The organism is Prosthecobacter sp., from assembly GCF_044222565.1.
Lineage (GTDB): Bacteria > Verrucomicrobiota > Verrucomicrobiia > Verrucomicrobiales > Verrucomicrobiaceae > Prosthecobacter.
The window spans coordinates 62,747-79,385 of sequence record NZ_JBGANA010000007.1; the positions used below are offsets into that span (position 1 = coordinate 62,747).

The 16,639-nt window shown below is 61.2% G+C and carries 10 protein-coding genes; 6 read left to right on the forward strand and 4 right to left on the reverse strand.

Annotated features, from left to right (window positions below; translation table 11 throughout):
- Window positions 1-52 precede the first annotated feature (52 nt).
- Window positions 53-2,038 (forward strand): DUF3987 domain-containing protein, encoded by a 1,986-nt coding sequence (locus tag ACILSR_RS11990; RefSeq protein ID WP_395750013.1) that lies wholly within the window; start codon window positions 53-55, stop codon window positions 2,036-2,038.
- A 198-nt stretch (window positions 2,039-2,236) separates the two neighbouring features.
- Here the strand turns inward: ACILSR_RS11990 and ACILSR_RS11995 are convergent, their stop codons facing one another.
- A complete protein-coding gene (locus tag ACILSR_RS11995) occupies window positions 2,237-2,539 on the reverse strand; it encodes a hypothetical protein (protein ID WP_395750014.1) in 303 nt (100 codons plus the stop codon).
- Between the two features lie 628 nt (window positions 2,540-3,167).
- Here ACILSR_RS11995 and ACILSR_RS12000 point away from each other — a divergent pair.
- Window positions 3,168-3,458, forward strand: a complete 291-nt coding sequence (locus tag ACILSR_RS12000; RefSeq protein ID WP_395750015.1) for a hypothetical protein — start codon at window positions 3,168-3,170, stop codon at window positions 3,456-3,458.
- On the opposite strand, the gene ACILSR_RS12005 is transcribed toward ACILSR_RS12000, so the two are convergent.
- The gene (locus ACILSR_RS12005; RefSeq protein WP_395750016.1) at window positions 3,443-3,988 is read right to left on the reverse strand and encodes an SMI1/KNR4 family protein; all 546 of its coding nucleotides are present in this window, start codon (window positions 3,986-3,988) and stop codon (window positions 3,443-3,445) included. The two genes, ACILSR_RS12000 and ACILSR_RS12005, sit on opposite strands and share 16 nt — an antisense overlap.
- Window positions 3,989-4,674: 686 nt before the next feature.
- On the opposite strand from ACILSR_RS12005, the gene ACILSR_RS12010 reads away from it, so the two are divergent.
- On the forward strand, window positions 4,675-5,253 hold the full coding sequence (locus tag ACILSR_RS12010) for a hypothetical protein (protein WP_395750017.1): 579 nt from the start codon (window positions 4,675-4,677) through the stop codon (window positions 5,251-5,253).
- A 97-nt stretch (window positions 5,254-5,350) separates the two neighbouring features.
- On the opposite strand, the gene purU is transcribed toward ACILSR_RS12010, so the two are convergent.
- Window positions 5,351-6,211, reverse strand: coding sequence for a formyltetrahydrofolate deformylase (purU, locus tag ACILSR_RS12015; protein WP_395750018.1), 861 nt, complete (start codon window positions 6,209-6,211; stop codon window positions 5,351-5,353).
- Window positions 6,212-6,299: 88 nt separating this feature from the next.
- The gene (gene proB / locus ACILSR_RS12020) at window positions 6,300-7,085 is read right to left on the reverse strand and encodes a glutamate 5-kinase (RefSeq protein WP_395750019.1); all 786 of its coding nucleotides are present in this window, start codon (window positions 7,083-7,085) and stop codon (window positions 6,300-6,302) included.
- 703 nt (window positions 7,086-7,788) lie between these two features.
- On the opposite strand from proB, the gene ACILSR_RS12025 reads away from it, so the two are divergent.
- From ACILSR_RS12025 to ACILSR_RS12035, 3 genes are all read left to right on the forward strand, one after another.
- Window positions 7,789-11,274: a DUF1553 domain-containing protein gene (locus ACILSR_RS12025; protein WP_395750020.1), complete on the forward strand. Its 3,486-nt coding sequence runs from the start codon at window positions 7,789-7,791 to the stop codon at window positions 11,272-11,274.
- Window positions 11,275-12,932: 1,658 nt separating this feature from the next.
- A complete protein-coding gene (locus ACILSR_RS12030; RefSeq protein WP_395750021.1) occupies window positions 12,933-14,273 on the forward strand; it encodes a DUF1501 domain-containing protein in 1,341 nt (446 codons plus the stop codon).
- 11 nt (window positions 14,274-14,284) lie between these two features.
- Window positions 14,285-15,763, forward strand: a complete 1,479-nt coding sequence (locus tag ACILSR_RS12035) for a hypothetical protein (protein ID WP_395750022.1) — start codon at window positions 14,285-14,287, stop codon at window positions 15,761-15,763.
- Window positions 15,764-16,639: the final 876 nt, after the last annotated feature.

A 16,639-nucleotide genomic window follows, 5' to 3' on the forward strand; every position in this document is an offset into this window, starting at 1 on the left:
AATACCACTCATAACACTTCCGCCAGACCAACCTTCTTCCCCTGACCACACCATGCACTACCCCGCCGAAAATGTCGGAGCCATGCTGACGGCGCCCGATTGCGAAATACAGATCATCGCCGCCGTGATGGACGATCACGCGGACTGGCTGCCCGGCATCGCCGCCATCATCCAGCACCCGGAGGCGTTTGTGGATCCCGGGCGCCGCAGCGTGTGGGAGCTGCTGCTGGAAATGCACAGCCGGGGGGAGGCCATCAGCGTGCAAACCGTCTCCGTGGCGCTGCGCCGGCGGCATGCCGTGCCAGAGGCCCATGAGCGCATCTGCCTGCTCACCGAGCAGCATGGCATCTTCAATCTGGAGCTGGCGCACTGGCATGCGCGGCAGATCGCCCAGGCGCACGCGCGCCGCATCCTGGCAGAGGTGGGAGAGCTGGCGCAGACGGCGGACGCCGGGCCGCAGGAGATGGCGGAGAGGCTGCGCGAAAATTTGAAACGGCTGGAGCACATCGCCTACTCCACCGGAGAAGATGCCCCGCGCCCGCTGCCACTCGGCGCGGCGCTGCCCCCCGTGAAGCCCTTTGACACCGCTTGGCTGCCCGCCCCTTTCCGCCCGTGGATCGCAGACATCGCCGAGCGCATGCAGTGCCCGCCGGAGTTTCCCGCCGTGGCCGCCATGGCTGCGCTCTCCAGCATCGCGGGGCGCAGGTTTTGCATCCAGCCAAAGGAGAAGGACGACTCCTACACCGAGTTTCCGCACCTGTGGGCCATGCTCATCGGCAGCCCCTCGCTCATGAAATCTCCCGCCATGCAGGCCGTCATGCGCCCGCTGCGCGAGCTGGAAAAGATGGTCTCCAAAGAGCACGAGGCCGAAGTGGGGCAGCGCCAGGCCAATGAGATCGAGGCACGCATGAAGCGCGGTGCGCTGGAGGCCGCCGCGCGCAAAGCCGCGAAAAATGGCGAGGCCTTTGACTACTCCCAGCTCGTGGAGTCCGTCGGTGGCGAGCCGCCGCCGCTGCGCCGCTTCATCGTCAATGACGCCAGCATCGAGGCCCTCGGCGAAGTGCTGCGGGACAATCCCACCGGCACCCTGCTTTATCAGGACGAGCTCGCGGGCCTGTTCGCCCTTTTGGAAAAGGATGGCAACCAGTCCCTGCGCGCCTTTTTGCTGCAGGCCTGGAGCGGCAAGGAGGGCTACACCTTTGACCGCATCGGGCGTGGCCGCCGCTACGTCGAGGCCTGCGCGCTCAGCCTGCTCGGCAGCATCCAGCCCGGCGTCATCGCCGCGCATGTGCGCGAGGCCAACGGCCACAGCGCCGGAGCCGATGGCTTCCTGCAGCGCTTCTCCCTCATGGTCTGGCCGGACGTGAATCCCCACTGGCAGGACGTGGACCGCCCCCTGTGCCGCGATGCCGAATGGGAGGCCTCCGATGTCTTCCACGCCTTTGAAAACGTCACCACCGCGCAGCTTCTCAAAAACGGCGTGCAGACCAACCGCGACAACATCCCCACCTTCCATTTTGCGCCCGATGCGCAGGAGCTTTTCAATGACTGGCGCCGCGTGCTGGAGCTGCGCCTGCGCAGCGGCGTGATGACCCCCGCCATCGAAGCCCACCTCGGCAAATACCGCAAGCTCGTGCCCGCCCTGGCCCTCCTCATCCACGTCGCCGAGCAGCCCTCCGGCGGCGTGACCCTCTCCGCCCTCCAGCGCGCCATCTCCTTCGCCGACTGCCTCGAATCCCACGCCCACCGCGTCTTCCTCTCCGCCCGCGTCGCCGAAAGCGATGCCGTGCGGACCCTGCTGAAAAAGCTGTGCGATGGGAGCGCGGGGCTGCCGGAGGAGTTTAAGGTACGCAATGTGCGCAACAAAAACTGGAGTGGTCTTACGCGGACTGAGGATGCCGAGTCAGCCTGCGAGCTTCTGGCTGAGCACCGCTGGCTCATCGCCACCGTAAAGCCCGCCGGTGCTCACGGCGGACGTCCTACCACAACCTACCATCTCAATCCGCAGGCGATCAAAGCCGCCGATCTGATCCAATGAGTTGGCAAAACCGAGGTTTTGCAGGTTTCGTTGGTTTTGCTGCCCCTTTTTTCGGGAGGGAGTTTTTTTCACGAAGGCGGCAGGGCGCAGTACGGTGGGCAGTCCTGCCCGTCGATCAGTGGCAACGCGGCCCCTCATACTCACATTGCAGGCCAAGCAAAACTGCTGCTGAAAGCCCTTCAATGCCTGGCCATGGCATCACTTAAACAAGAAGGAACTCCCCATGGCCACCGCTGACGCCAGCGTGACATAAATCACGACCTCGAACGGCTGATGAAGGTAGCCGAGGCCATCCTCATGCACCGAGGTGCTAAATCTGAGATCCGGTTTGAGCCTCACCGCCACTCCCCCCACAAGCAGCGCTGTGATGATGGAGGCAGCCCACGCCAAAGCCAGCGCTAGAAACTCATTCATGGCCAGCCGGTGTGCCAAGACCAAAACACCCGCAAATGCGCCCGCCGCACTCGAGTACCACAGAGTTGGTAAAGCCAGGGTTTTCATGTGAACTGACGGAAGATTGCATGATCCTGTGTCTGAACGCAAAAACAATGCGCTATATCCAGGGGCCTGCAAGAGATGGGACGATCACTCCTGGTGCACTCATTCCTCCTCAAGACACGCGCACACTGCCGCCGCCCCTCCTCGAAAACAATCTCACCCTCTCAAAAAGGGGCAGCAAAACCAACGAAACCCCCAAAACCCCCAAAACCTCTGCAGCAGGGGCAGCAGACGGTAAAAAATCTCTGTGCGGTTTCCTGTGGGAACGGTGGAGCCGATGCCGGTTGGGTGGTTCGAGAGAGAATTTGGAGTGCGGCTGCGCAACGAGGAACGAGTGGAGCTGCCGCTTTCGAGCGTCTCGTGGCGGGCGAGGGGCTTGTGGAGCTGGCGTGGGCCGTGCGGCTGCCGTGTTCGAGAGTCCGCTGGTGTTCGCATGCTGGCACCGCCTGCGGAAAGCGGTAGCTGCGGTCGTTCCTCCCTGCGCGACCGCACTCCAAATAGGTGCGGTGGCCTCGCGTCGCCCCGTGGCTGTTTTTCACCCGCGGGGCTGGGCAGCGAGTTTCGTATTGGATCAAGCTGGTGCATGCGGTTACGCTTGGCGTCAGACGGCATCTCATTCACTTCTTCGACCATGAACACCTCTCTCAAAGACTACCTCATGAGCCTTTCTCCCGGCGCTGCGCTCGACGTGGGGATGGTGGAGTTTTTGCTGGAGGAGGCGTGGGGTTCTTTGCGGGGGGGGGTTATTTTGAGAGGGCGGAACTCTGGCTGGAGCGGGGCCATCCTGGTCCCAGTCTGGAAGCCGGTGGTTGAAAACGGAGTGCTGGGCGGGGCGGAGGGCGAGGGATCAGTAGATCCCTCTACCGCCTGGCATTCACTGGCACGACTGTGTGGTGGCAGCCTTCCTTATTCTTCGATGTAAAATTCGATGCATGGCTCCTCCATTGTGCTTGCTGATTCCTGGGCCGCATCAAGAAGAGCATCGATGTCCCGGAAGCTTAGGCGTGAGATGCCAATGTAAGGCTCATACTCCCAGATTCTGTGGGTGCGACGACATATTACAAGATGGTAGGCATCCCAGTTGGCAAACGGAACCAGGGCAGGGTGCCACCACGTCCATTCATTTTCCCCCGGCACTGAATCCGGGGGTGGAATTTCAGCTCCGGGAAAGCGCTGTGCGTCCTCATACATCTGCCAGGAGCTGGCTATCTCCAATGGACTCAGCAACCTGTGCGACCCCAGGACGCCCGTGATACCAGGGCTGATGTACTCCTGCCCCCCATACAGCTCATAGATGGGCCGAATGGGTTCAGGGAGGCTGAACCCGAGCAGCCTTTCAGCTTCTTCTATCACCTCCCGGCCTACCGGAGGCAGCATGCCATCTCCATTGTTCAAACCGCGAGCCTGATAGGTGGTGATGAGAGCTTCGAATTTGGCGGCAAGTGGGTTCATGTCAGGTCAGACGTTGCGTGGTCTTGCGTCAATGAGCAGACAGTCTTTGCTGGCAGAGACACGCTGCAAACTCCTCCACAGTTAAGAGCGGCTGCAGGTGTGTCAACCAAGTAGGATTCCAGCCTTAGCCGCGTATCCGCACATGCCATCACCAAGCGTGAAAAAAAAACACCCCTCTCCAAAATGAACCGCCAAAACCGCCAAAACCGACGGAACTGAAATGACTCGCGAAGCTGAGAAACCGCGCCTGATCGGCAGGCTGAAGGCAAGGTTCTTTTAAAGGAGGGAGCACAGTCCTTTGAGCGGTTTCCTGTGGGAACGGTGGAGCCGATGCCGGTTGGGTGGTTCGAAGGGAGAATTTGGAGTGCGGCTGCGCAACGAGGGACGAGTGGAGCTGCCGCTTTCGAGCGTCTCGTGGCGGGCGAGGGGCTTGTGGAGCTGGCGTGGGCCGTGCGGCTGCCGTGTTCGAGGGTCTCGCTGGTGTTCGCATGCTGGCACCGCCTGCGGAAAGCGGTAGCTGCGGTCGTTCCTTCCTGCGCGACCGCAGTCCAAATAGGTGCGGTGGCCTCGCGTCGCCCCATGGCTGTTTTTCACCCGCGGGGCTGGGCAGCGAGTTTCGTATTGGATCAAGCTGGTGCATGCGGTTACGCTTGGCGTCAGACGGCATCTCATTCACTTCTTCGACCATGAACACCTCTCTCAAAGACTACCTCATGAGCCTGACACCCGGCGCTCCGCTCGACGTGGGGATGGTGGAGTTTTTGCTGGAGGGGGCGTGGGGTTCTTTGCGGGGGGCGAGGGAAGGGGGGATGAAGGCGCAGAAGATTCGGGGACGGACGGAAGGGATGGGCTGGGAGCCGCCGCTGCTGAGTTTTGAGATCGAGCGGCATGGGGGCACGGTGAACGGATCGACCCGCGCGGAGATGCAGCGCTGGTGTGTGGATGTGGTGGCGCACACGGCGGAAATCGTAGGCACCCGCAAACGCCAGCTCCATGCCATGGCGCAGCGGGTGAACGTCAAAGGTCCGGCAGCGGAAGTAGCCGAAGCGATTTTAAACAACCAGGAGTGCTCACTTTTCAAACGGTATCCAGATGGCCGGGTGAGGATCCTGATCAGCGAAGTCGTTCCCTCGGAAGGAGCCTTCAAGCAGACCGTCTCAGGCCGCCGAAAGCGCTTCCGCGCGGCCTTGGAGGCATTGATCAAGCCACACGGCTGGGCTGAGATCTCGACCAACACCTACAAGAAGAGCGAGCCGGGGGCTTGAGCTTCGCGAAGCGTCGGCAGCTTGTGTCGCTGGAAGGGTGGTGCTCGTCGTTTTGCAGCAACGTGTTCCCAGGACACCGCACCCACACCCCACCCCATCAATCAAACACCACGGTCTTGTTTTTCACCACGAGGACGCGGTCGCTGGCGTGCCACCAGAGGGCTTTGGCGAGGACGGTTTTTTCGAGGTCGCGGCCGAGGCGGACGAGGTCTTGGACGTCGTCTTCGTGGCTCACGCGCATGACGTCCTGATGAATGATGGGGCCTTCATCGAGATCCGCGGTGACGTAGTGGCTGGTGGCGCCGATGATCTTCACGCCGCGCTGAAAGGCCTGGTGGTAGGGCTTGGCGCCGACGAAGGCGGGCAGGAAGCTGTGATGAATGTTGAGGATGCGATGCGGAAACTCGGCGATCATCGCGGGGCTGATGATCTGCATGTAGCGCGCGAGCACGACGGTGTCGATCTTGTGCTGGCGCAGCAGCTCGATCTGCGCGGCCTCCTGCGCGAGCTTGTTCTCCTTGGTGATGGGGAAATGGTGGAAGGGAATGCCGAAGCGTTCCGCCGCAGGGCGGAGGGTTTCGTGATTGGCCACGATGAGCGGGATGTCCACGGGCAGGTCGCCGGATTCATGGCGGGCGAGGAGATCGTAGAGGCAGTGGTTTTCCTTTGTGACGAAGAGGGCGATGCGTTTGCGCTGGCTGGCAAAGCTGAGGCGCATCTGCATTTCATGGCGGCGCGCCATGGGCTGCAGGCGTGACTCGATCTCCTCTTTTTCGAGCGTGAAGTTCTCCAGGCTCCATTCCAGGCGCATGAAGAAGGCGTTCTGCTCCTCGTCGATGTGCTGCTGCAGATCGATGATGTTTCCCTGATGCGAGAAGATGAAGCCGGTGACGTCATGCACGAGGCCCGGGCGGTCCGGGCAGTGAATGAGAAGGGTGGCGATGTCTGCGGAGGCCATGACGGGGTTTAAAGTTGGAAGTTTAAAGTTTGAAGTTTGAAGCTGTAACGCTGCTGCGGGAGTTCGGGTTGAACTTGAAACCTTAACCTTAAACTTTGGAGCCCGGTGCAGCGGGGAAGCGCGTGCAAATGCCTTCGCCATCGATCAATGAGGGGATCTGCTCGGCGTGGCGTCCGGAGGCGATGATGCACTCCACACCGCCGTGCACGGCGTCCTGCACGGCGCGCAGTTTTGAGATCATGCCGCCGGTGCCGAGGGTGGATTTTTCCTCCTCGGCGTGGTGGATGACGTCGTCCACATTTTCCACCACGGGGATGGGGCCTTCGGCGGGGTTTTTCATGTCGCGCAGGAGTCCGGGAGCGCTGGTGAGCAGGATGAGGACATCCGCACCCCAGAAGCGGGCCACGCGGGAGGAGAGCTTGTCGTTGTCTCCGTAGCGCAGTTCTTCGATGGCGACGGAGTCGTTTTCGTTGATGACGGGCACCACCTGGCTGAACTCCAGCAGGCGGTCCAGCACGGCCTTCACGCGCGGGGCGCGGTCGGCGTTTTCGAAGTCTTCATGCGTGACCAGAAGCTGGGCCACGTGCAGGCCGTGGTCTCGCAGCAGGGACTCATAGGCGTGCATGAGGTGCGTCTGCCCCACGGCGGCCAGCGCCTGCAGGGTGGTGACGTCTGTGGGGCGCTGCGTGAATTCCAGCGGCTTCAGCCCGGATGCCACGGCACCGCTGCTGACCACGACCACGGAATGCCCGGCGCGCCGCAGCAGTGCCACGGCCTCCACGAGCTTGCGCAGCTGCACGGGATCCGGCTCGGGTGCGTCTTTACGCGTGAGGATGCCGGAGCCGAATTTGAGGACGATGCGCTTGGAGGCCATGGTTAAGGGGGAAATCGAGGGGGCGGCGAATATGGCGGGCTGCGCAGTGATGCAAAGGGCAAATGGGAGCTGTGAAGCGGGAAATGAGAGACGTGGGGACGGAAAGGGGAGGTGTGGGGACGGAAAGGGGAGGCGTGGGGCCGCAAAAAGACGCAAAGAGGCGCAAAAAATGGGGGAGGGTGGAGGGCGGATGAAACGCTGAGCGGCAGGAGTGCGGGAGGTGGGCGGAATGAGGGCGCTGTGTTTTGGCAAAGGAATGAAGGAGCAAGGGAATGGCCGGAGATTTGCATTGCAGGGCAACTGGACCTTTTGCGGGCTGGATGGTGGAAAGACGATGAACTCGCGGGTCCCAGGCTACCGGAGAATTGGCTCACAGCGGGCGGCACGGCTTGTGTAGCGCGGTATTCCGATACCGCGACGGTTCCGACTCGGTATTGGAATACCGAGCTACAACCTCGCACGTTCGCGCAAGGAGTGGCTCGGGCGATTGGAGAACGAAGAGTTGGCCCTGAGTTCCTTTCTGGAAACCTCTGCGGCGTTCCGACCCGTGTGGTGTGGTTGTTCTGAAAAGGTGGGTCGCTCTGCTCCCGAGAGCCGTATTGAAAAATGCCGCCGTTCCTGGGAGCAAGCGCTCCTGCGCCCCTTGCGGGCGCTGTCTTTGGCAAGAGCATCCCAAATGCAGCCGTAGTTGTCTCACCCCTCCATGTTTTACAGCAGTCGTCATGTTCTCGCCCTCTTTTTGCTCTCCACCCCGCTCGCTGCGGAGGTGGCGAAGGTTCATCCGGCCCAGGCGATGGGTCTCTTAAAGACGCAGTGCCTCGGCTGCCACAATGCGGACAAGAAAAAAGGCGGGCTCTCTTTGGAGACGCGCGATCTCGCTCTGAAAGGCGGCGAAAACGGCTCGGCCATGGTCTCGGGCGATGCCGACCACAGCGCGCTCATCAAGGCCCTCAATGATCCCGGCGATGCGCACATGCCGCCGAAAAAGCAGATGCCGGAGAAGCAGATCAATCTGCTCAAGGCCTGGGTGAATGCGGGCGCGCCATGGGATGACGCCGCGCTGAAGAAATTTGGTGAACTCACGCCTGCAGACAAGCTGGCCGCGCTGCCTGCGGGCCACACGCCCTCTGCCGCCATGGCCCTGAGCCCGGACGGCAAACGCCTCGCCGTGGGTCGTGGAAATCAGGTGCTCATCCGCGATGTCTCCGCGCAGGACGCGCCCGTGCTTTCCACATTGGAAGGGCACAAGGATGTGGTGCAATCGCTCGCATGGAATGCAGACGGCTCGCTGCTGGCGGCGGGTGGTTACCGCAGCGTGCTGGTGTGGAATGCAGCCGACTGGAAAGTGGCGTACACTTTGACCGCACCGCTGGAGGGGCGTGTCACGGCGCTGACTTTCCTGGCTGACAAGAGCACGCTGATTCTCGCGGACGGAGCCATGAGCATGAAAGGCCTGCTGCACCGCTGGAAGCTCGGCGAGCCCAAGCCGGCGCAGATGGTGGAGGCGCATGCGGACAATGTTTTGAGCCTGGCCCTCAGCAAAGACGGCAAGCAGATCGCCACCGGCGGCGCGGACAATCTCGCGAAGGTGTGGGATGCCGCCACACTGAAGGAAGTGGCGAAGATCGAGGGGCACGTCGGGCACATCGTGGCGGTCGGATTCAATACGAACGGCAAATGGCTGGCCACCGGCAGCGCGGACAAGGACCTCAAGGTGTGGGACATCGCCAGCAAGGAGATGATCATGCTGCTGGGTGACAAATCCGCGCCGGTGAATGCGCTGCTGTGGTCTCCGGACTCCACCAGCCTGACCTATTTCATGGACAGCGGCAGCGTGCACAGCGTGACGGAGCTGAAGGAGCACGATGGCGTGCGCCTGGCCTTCACCTCCGGCAAGGACAAGAAGGCCGGAGCTCTCGAAGGCGTGCCGAATGCGGCGGTGATCACCGCTGATGGCAAAGGCATCTATGCCGCCACGGATGCGGGAGATGTGTATCTGCTCGATGACAAGCAAAAGCTCACCAAGCTGCCCGGACCTGCTGCTGCCGCCGCTCCTGCCGCGCCCAATCCGAAGGCGCTCTCGTTTACTCAGGACATCCTGCCCGTGCTGAGCAAGGCGGGGTGCAATCTCGGCAGCTGCCACGCGAAGTCTTCGGGACAGGCGGGCTTCAAGCTCTCCATCTTCGCCTATGATCCGAAGGGCGACTACATGGAGCTGGTGAAGGATTCTCGCGGCCGCCGTGTGTTTCCCGCTTTGCCAGAGGACAGCCTGCTGCTGCAGAAGTCCGTGGTGCGCGTGCAGCACGAGGGCGGGCAGCGCTTTGAGCCGGACTCGGAGTCTGCCAAAACCATCGCCGAATGGATCCGCCAGGGCATGCCGTATGAGACGCCGGGCCAGCCCGCGCTCACGGGCATCGAGGTGGCTCCGGCGGAAAAGACCTATCGCAAAAACGAAGCGGGTGCTTTGAAGGTCACCGCGAAGTACAGCAACGGCAGCACCCGCGATGTCACGGCGCTCACAGATTACATTTCCTCCGAGAAATCCATCGCCTCCGTGGATGAAGAAGGCCGCATGAAGACCACCAGCGAGAGCGGCGAGACGGTGATCGTGGCGCGTTACATGGGGCAGGTGGCCATCTCCCGCGTGGCGGTGCCTGCGGACAAGCTGCTGCCGCCTGAGCGCTACGCCGGGCTCACCGTGCGCAATGAGATCGACAAGCTCGTGTATGCACGCCTGCAGAAGCTCGGGCACCTGCCCAGCGAGAGCTGCACGGACGCGGAGTTCCTGCGCCGCAGCACGCTGGATGCCATCGGCATGCTGCCCACGGTTGAAGAGGCACGCGCCTTTGCCTCCAGCAAAGATCCCATGAAATACCAGCAATGGGTAGAGGCTCTGCTGCAGCGCCCCGAGTGGGCCGACCATTGGGCCGTGAAATGGGGAGACCTCATCCGCCCCAATCCCTCTCGCGTGGGCGTGAAGCCCGTGTATCTGCTGGACCAGTGGATCCGCCAGAGCTTTCGCGAAAACAAGCCCTGGGACCAGTTTGTGCGCGAGCTGCTCACCGCGCAGGGAAACACGCACCAATATGGACCCATGGCTGTGTGGCGGGACAAACGCGAGCCCGTGGACGCCGCCACTTTCATCGGCCAGATTTTCCTCGGCGTGCGTCTGGAGTGCGCGAAGTGCCACCACCATCCCACGGAGAAATGGGACCTCACGGACTACTACCAGATGGCCGCGTTCTTCACGCAGATGAAGCGGAAAGGGCAGGGCATCTCCGCACCCATCAGCGGCGAGCCGGAGCAGATGTGGTTCACGCCTGGCACAGCGGGCATCGAGCACCCCGTCACCAAGGCCACGCTCAAGCCGCGCCCGCCTGCGGACAAGGAGATCGCCATCGCGGAAAATCAGGACCCGCGCGCCGTGCTGGCCGACTGGATGACGAATCCGCACAACCCCTACTTTGCCCCCGCCGTGGTGAACCGCGTGTGGTCCAGCTTCATGGGTCGCGGCATCGTCGATCCCGTGGATGACTTCCGCGCCTCCAACCCGCCCAGCAACGCCGCGCTGCTCGACTGGCTGGCGCAGGATTTCATCGCGCACGGTTATGACCTGAAGCACCTCATGCGCACCATCATGCTGTCGCAGGTATATCGTGAAAGCAGCCTGCCGAATGAGACGAATGTGGCCGACGTGAAAAACTACAGCCGCAGCTACCGCCGCCGCCTTCCGGCCGAGACGCTGCTGGATGCCGTGTGCGCCGTGACGGAAGTGAAAGAGTCCTTCTCCGGCACGCCTGCGGAAACCCTGGCCAAGCAGACCTGGAATCACAAGCTGGAGAGCCAGTTCATGGACGCCTTTGGCCGCCCGAACGCCAGCTCCGAATGCCCCTGCGAGCGCGATGCCAAGCCCAGCGTGGTGCAGGCCCTGCACCTCATGAATTCCACCAAGCTGCAGGAGATGCTCATCAACGCCAAAGGCCGCGCCACCCGCCTCGCCAAGAGCGACCTCCAGCCCGCGCAGATCGTGGAAGAGCTCTACCTCGCCAGCTACTCACGCCTGCCCACCAGCGAAGAAGCTGCCATCGCCAGCAAAGCCCTGGACGTCGGCCCTCCCAACCGCCAGGCCGCCATTGAAGACGTGATGTGGAGCCTGCTGAACTCGGCGGAGTTTGTGTTCAATCATTGAGGAGAGCTTGTGAAATCCGTGGTCCAGAATTCCGGAATTTCTGACCACGGATAACACGGATGATCACGGATAACCGGAACCGGAGGGTCTGGATCTGATCCGTGCTGGTCGTGAAATCCGTGGTTTAAAACTCCGGAGTCTTTAACCACGGATAGCACGGATGATCACGGATAACCGGAACCGGAGGGTCTGGGTCAGATCCGTGCTGGTCGTGAAATCCGTGGTTCAAAACTCCGGAATCTTTGACCACGGATGGCACGGATGATCACGGATAACCGGAACCGGAGGCTCTGGGTCAGATCCGTGCTGGTCGTGAAATCCGTGGTTTAAAACTCCGGAATCTTTGACCACGGATAGCACGGATGAACACGGATAACCGGAACCGGAGGGTCTGGATCTGATCCGTGCTGGTCGTGAAATCCGTGGTTCAAAGCTCCGGAATCTTTGACCACGGATAACACGGATGATCACGGATAACCGGAGCCGGAGGGTCTGGATCTGATCCGTGCTGGTCGTGAAATCCGTGGTTCAAAGCCCCGGAATCTTTGACCACGGATAACACGGATGAACACGGATAACCGGAGCCGGAGGGTCTGGGTCAGATCCGTGCTGGTCGTGAAATCCGTGGTTTAAAACTCCGGAATCTTTGACCACGGATAACACGGATGATCACGGATAACCGGAGCCGGAGGCTCTGGGTCTGATCCGTGCTGGTCGTGAAATCCGTGGTTCAAAGCTCCGGAGTCTTTGACCACGGATAGCACGGATGTTCACGGATAACCGGAACCGGAGGCTCTGGATCTGATCCGTGCTGGTCGTGAAATCCGTGGTTCAAAGCTCCGGAATCTTTGACCACGGATGGCACGGATGATCACGGATAACCGGAGCCAGAGGCTCTGGATCTGATCCGTGCTGGTCGTGAAATCCGTGGTTTAAAACTCCGGAATCTTTGACCACGGATAGCACGGATGAACACGGATAACCGGAGCCGGAGGGTCTGGATCTGATCCGTGCTGGTCGTGAAATCCGTGGTTCAAAGTTCCGGAATCTTTGACCACGGATAACACGGATGAACACGGATAACCGGAACCAGAGGGTCTGGATCTGATCCGTGCTGGTCGTGAAATCCGTGGTTCAAAGCTCCGGAATCTTTGACCACGGATAGCACGGATGATCACGGATAACCGGAACCAGAGGGTCTGGATCTGATCCGTGCTGGTCGTGAAATCCGTGGTTCAAAGTTCCGGAATCTTTGACCACGGATAACACGGATGAACACGGATAACCGGAACCGGAGGGTCTGGATCTGATCCGTGCTGGTCGTGAAATCCGTGGTATAAAGTCCGGAATCTTTGACCACGGATAACACGGATGATCACGGATAACCGGAGGCTCTGGATCTGATCCGTGCTGGTCGTGAAATCCGTGGTTTAAAGTCCGGAATTTCTGACCACGGATAACACGGATGATCACGGATAACCTGAGGCTCTGGATCTGATCCGTGCTGGTCGCGAAATCCGTGGTGCATTCGGAGGGTGTGTCACTGCCTGCATCCGCCATCGCTGTCGGATGAATAGTCACTGAATCTGATACTTTTGTTCGCTTTCGCAAGAACCCCTGTCGTATGACGTAATTTCCACAGGTTTCCCCCCTCACGAATGTCTCGTATCACCCATAACTGCGCTGGTCACATGCGGCGCGATTTTCTGAAGCTCGGCCTCACCGCTGCGGGTGGTGGCATGGGCTTTACGGATCTGCTGCGGGCACGGGCGATGGCGGCGCAGGCACCACAGCCTTCGCTTTCACGTCCGGTGAACTGCATCCTGGTCTGGCTGGACGGCGGGCCTTCGCATTACGAGATGTTTGACCCGAAGCCGAACGCGCCGAGCGAGATCCGTGGCGAGTTCAAGCCGATCCCCACGAGCGTGCCAGGCGTGCATTTCTCGGAGAGCGTGCCTTACCTTTCCAAAGTGGCGGACAAGTTCACCGTGCTGCGCAGTGTCACGCACAAGGATCCGAATCACGGCGGCGGCAATCATTACATGATGACCGGCGCGCCCACTCCGGTGCCCGTGGGCTGCGGTGCCTTCGTGACCTTCCACCCCTCCTTTGGCAGCGTGGTCAGTTACAAGCGCGGCGTGCAGAACGGCCTGCCGGCCTACATGACGCTGCCCAGCATCACCCGCAGCGGCGGCCCGAATTTCCTCGGTGCCGAGCATGCGCCCTTCGTTGCCGGTGGCGATCCCAATTCCAAGGGCTTCAAGGTGCGCGATGTCGTGCTGCCTTCCGAAATTTCAGATGCACGCGGCCTTTCCCGCCGTGAGCTGCGCCACTCGCTGGACCGCATGAAGCGCCTGAACAATGCCGTGGCGGAAGATCCCGCCGTGAGCTTTGACACCTTCTACGGCCAGGCGGTCGATCTCATCGCTTCCAAGCCCGCCCAGGAGGCCTTTGACATTTCCCTCGAAGACGACAAGACGCGCGAGCTCTACGGCCGCAACGATGTGGGCCAGCGCATGCTTCTTGCGCGCCGCCTCGTGGAAGTGGGCGTGCCCTTCGTCACCGTGAACTACGGCGGCTGGGACCACCACCGCGAACTTTTCAAGACCTGCAAAGGCGAGTTCATGCAAAAGTTTGACCAGGGCATGGCCGGTCTGCTCACGGACCTGGACCGCCGCGGCCTGCTGGAAAGCACGCTCGTCGTCGCCCTCGGAGAATTTGGCCGCACGCCGAAGATCAACAAGGACGGCGGTCGCGATCACTGGCCTGGCGCGATGAACATCCTCTTCGCAGGTGCGGGCGTCCCACGCGGCGGCATCATCGGTGCCACCGACCCGAAGGGCTACTACGCCAGCGACAACATCTATTCGCCGGAAGACTTTGCCGTCACGCTTTACACGAAGCTGGGCATTGATCCGCACCAGATCCTCCACACCAACACCGGCCGCCCCGTGCAGCTGATCAATGGTGGCAGGCCCATCCGCGAGCTGTTTGCGTGATGCGCCGGGAAATGATGAAACTGGAATGCGGACTGCGGAAAGTCCGGAGCCCATGGCTCTGCGGTCTTCTGCAGGCATCGCTGGCCACTGCGGCGCTTGCGGCACCCCCCGGCTTTGAAAGCCTCTTTCCCGCAGGCGGGCAGGTGGGTGCGCGTGTGGAAACGACGGTGAGCGGCAAAGGGCTGGATAAGGGGACCTTTCTCGGCTGGAGCAGCTCTCCGCACGTGGTGGTGCTGGGCGGTGACAAGCCGAAGAAGTTCTTTCTGAACATCGCCAAAGAGGCCACGCCGGGGCCCTGCCTCGTGCGCATTTACAATGAAACGGACGCCTCGCCGCCGCGCATCATCGAGGTGGGCAGGTTTGAAGAAGTCCTGGAGAAAGAACCCAACGACACGCTGGCAGAAGCGAAAGCCTCCGAGGCCCGGATGAATGTGACCCTCAATGGCGTGCTGGCGAAAGCGGGCGATGTGGATACCTACGCTATCCGTGCGCAGAAGGGCAAACGCATCACGCTGGAGCTGCATGGCTATTCTCTGGGCTCGCCGATGGACCCCGCCATGCGCCTGCTCAATGAGAAAGGCGTGGAAGTCGCCGCCGGGCATGACAGCACCAATCTGGACCCGCGCATGGAATACACGCCCGCCGCGGACGGCACGCTCTACGCGCAGCTCTTTGCCTTCGCGCATCCGCCTGCGGCTGATGTGTCCTTCAAAGGCAGCGAGAATCATGTGTATCGGCTCATCGTGACGGACGAGCCGAAGCCGGCGCCGGTTCTCGATGAACCCAGGACACTGACTCCGCCCGCCACGGTGAACGGCTGTATCAGCAAGGCTGGCGAAGAGGATGCCTTCACGATCCCGCTGAAGAAAGGCGAGAGCGTGCAGATCAACATCCGTGCGCAGGCCATCCACAGCCCGCTGGATGCCACGCTGCGCATCGAGGATGCCAAAGGCAAATCGCTGCAAGTGGCGGACGATGCGGACAAGGACAGCCTCGATCCCTCGCTGCGCTTCAAAGCCGCTGAAGATGGCGAGTACAAGCTGGTCATCGCAGACCGCTTTCATCACGGCGGTGCGGATCATTTTTATGAGCTTTCCGTGAAACCGCCTGTCCCCACCATCACTGGCACGCTGGACACGCACGCCTATCATCTGGATGCCGGCAAAAGCGTGGAGGTAAAGCTCACCGTGAAGACCAGCGGCACCTTCGCTGGAAAGATCAAAGCCCAGGCCGCACAACTGCCCATGGGCGTCACCGCCGAAGCCGTGGACGTGCCCGCCAAAGGCGGCGAGGTGAAGCTCACCCTCAAAGCCGCTGCGGATGTGCCCGCAAGCCAGGGCCCCTTCGCCGTGGAGATCCTCACCAGCGCTCCCGATGCCGTGGAAACCGTGACCGCCAGTTACGTCGTGCCATTCACTGAACCACGCGGAGACCTGCTGATCATGACAGACACGCACCCCTGGCTCACGGTGGTGGGAAAGAAGCCGTGAGGAGATAAGTACGACAGACACTCCTGTCTGTCGATCAGCGTGCGGCAAACACTTGGGGTACGCGCATCGCCCCACATCGTCTGCTTGGCGAAGCCTTGGGATCATTCGAAGGCATGCCGGCCTGCGAGAGCGCTGATCGACAGGCAGGAGTGCCTATCGTACTTCTGGCGGCACATGCGCAGGTCTGGCTCATCAAGTGATGAGCTTTCATTCGCCTTTTGCTGATCCTTCGGAGAACGGGGCTTTCGCAGGCCTTGCTCCAGAGAATGAATCCCTATAGCCATTCGTTCACGACGTCATCACGGCTCGCAAAATTCATCCCAGTACTCTTGCTTTGAATCCGTTTTCAAGAGAGAGCGTGGTGTTAAGTGCATGGGAGCCACGGCCTGCTCTGGGAGTCAGCGGAACGTTTCCAGAACGAGCTGAAGCTCTTGACTACTTTAGCCGTCCTCAAGCCGGCACCGTCTTCGCCTTCTCGTAGTTTTCATTGATCAGGCGCAGTTCCCCGAGCGGATCGGAGAGCGTTGGCCATGGGCGAGGAGTCGAGGAGGCAGGGCGTCAGCAAAGTAGTCCAGAGCTTTAGCTCGTTCTGGAAGGCGCGCCGCCGGAGCCCGGAGTCCGGAACGAGCTGAAGCTCTTGACTACTTTAGCCGTCCTCAAGCCGGCACCGCCTTCGCCTTCTCGTAGTCTTCATTGATCAGGCCCAGCTGCCCGAGCGGATCGGAGAGCGTTGGCCACGGGCGAGGAGTCGAGGAGGCAGGGCGTCAGCAAAGCAGTCCAGAGCTTTAGCTCGTTCTGGAAGGCGCGTCGCCGGAGCCCGGAGTCCAGAACGAGCTAAAGCTCTAGACTACTTTATCCGTCCTCAAGCCGGCACCG

Coding starts and splice junctions, on each gene's coding strand:
- ACILSR_RS11990 (WP_395750013.1), top strand. CDS start 53: ATGCACTACCCCGCCGAAAATGTCGGAGCCATGCTGACGGCGCCCGAT.
- ACILSR_RS11995 (WP_395750014.1), bottom strand. CDS start 2,539: ATGAAAACCCTGGCTTTACCAACTCTGTGGTACTCGAGTGCGGCGGGC.
- ACILSR_RS12000 (WP_395750015.1), top strand. CDS start 3,168: ATGAACACCTCTCTCAAAGACTACCTCATGAGCCTTTCTCCCGGCGCT.
- ACILSR_RS12005 (WP_395750016.1), bottom strand. CDS start 3,988: ATGAACCCACTTGCCGCCAAATTCGAAGCTCTCATCACCACCTATCAG.
- ACILSR_RS12010 (WP_395750017.1), top strand. CDS start 4,675: ATGAACACCTCTCTCAAAGACTACCTCATGAGCCTGACACCCGGCGCT.
- purU (WP_395750018.1), bottom strand. CDS start 6,211: ATGGCCTCCGCAGACATCGCCACCCTTCTCATTCACTGCCCGGACCGC.
- proB (WP_395750019.1), bottom strand. CDS start 7,085: ATGGCCTCCAAGCGCATCGTCCTCAAATTCGGCTCCGGCATCCTCACG.
- ACILSR_RS12025 (WP_395750020.1), top strand. CDS start 7,789: ATGTTTTACAGCAGTCGTCATGTTCTCGCCCTCTTTTTGCTCTCCACC.
- ACILSR_RS12030 (WP_395750021.1), top strand. CDS start 12,933: ATGTCTCGTATCACCCATAACTGCGCTGGTCACATGCGGCGCGATTTT.
- ACILSR_RS12035 (WP_395750022.1), top strand. CDS start 14,285: ATGATGAAACTGGAATGCGGACTGCGGAAAGTCCGGAGCCCATGGCTC.